This window comes from Vibrio sp. 10N.261.52.A1, assembly GCF_002876325.1.
Lineage (GTDB): Bacteria > Pseudomonadota > Gammaproteobacteria > Enterobacterales > Vibrionaceae > Vibrio > Vibrio chagasii.
In genome coordinates this window covers 1-594 of record NZ_MCYD01000570.1, presented here as the reverse complement: position 1 = coordinate 594, position 594 = coordinate 1, and the positions used below count along the sequence as shown (strand labels likewise).

Annotated in this window: 1 protein-coding gene and 1 pseudogene; both read right to left on the bottom strand. The window is 47.8% G+C overall.

Going from position 1 to position 594, the window contains the following annotated elements:
• Nucleotides 1-377: hydroxyethylthiazole kinase (locus tag BCT81_RS09135; protein WP_198596868.1), on the bottom strand; the 377-nt coding region annotated here is incomplete at its 3' end.
• Nucleotides 378-405: 28 nt separating this feature from the next.
• A pseudogene (locus BCT81_RS09130) lies at nt 406-594 on the bottom strand (thiaminase II); the annotation flags it as partial.

The following is a 594-nucleotide window of genomic DNA, read 5'->3' as shown; positions in this document are numbered from 1 at the left end:
TCAGACGCATTACCACGAATGATTAGCTTATCGGCTAAACGTGCAATTTCACGAGAGGTCTCGGTACGCAGTGTGCTTGCGCCACAACCTACAGGGTCAAGAACCACCACCTTGTTGTTCGCATTCGCTTGTTCAACCGCGAAACGCATTCTTGGCGTCCAAACACTGTCCAACGTGCCGATGTTAATAACCAGAGCACCAGAGAAAGACATCATCTCAGCCAGTTCTTGTTGTGAGTGCGCCATGATAGGCGAAGCGCCAATCGCCAATAACGCATTGGCTGTGTTGTTCATCACTACATAGTTGGTGATGTTCACAACCAGTGGTTTTTGTTCTCGTACTGCGCGCAACGATTGGATGATTTGTTCAGTTAGCATGGGGTAATCCTTATTCGTCAAAGTTGCTTTAAGCCGTTGTTGAGTCATTCAGTGCATTTAGACCTTGCTGCCAGAAAGCCACTTCCATACGCGTTGCCGTTTTGAAGATATGAACGATGTTCTGACCGCGCTCGCTGTTAATATCAATTTCAGCCAGTAGCTGATTGAAATACTCTGCACCCGTTGCCACGCCAGACTGGAACTCTTCACCACCGTA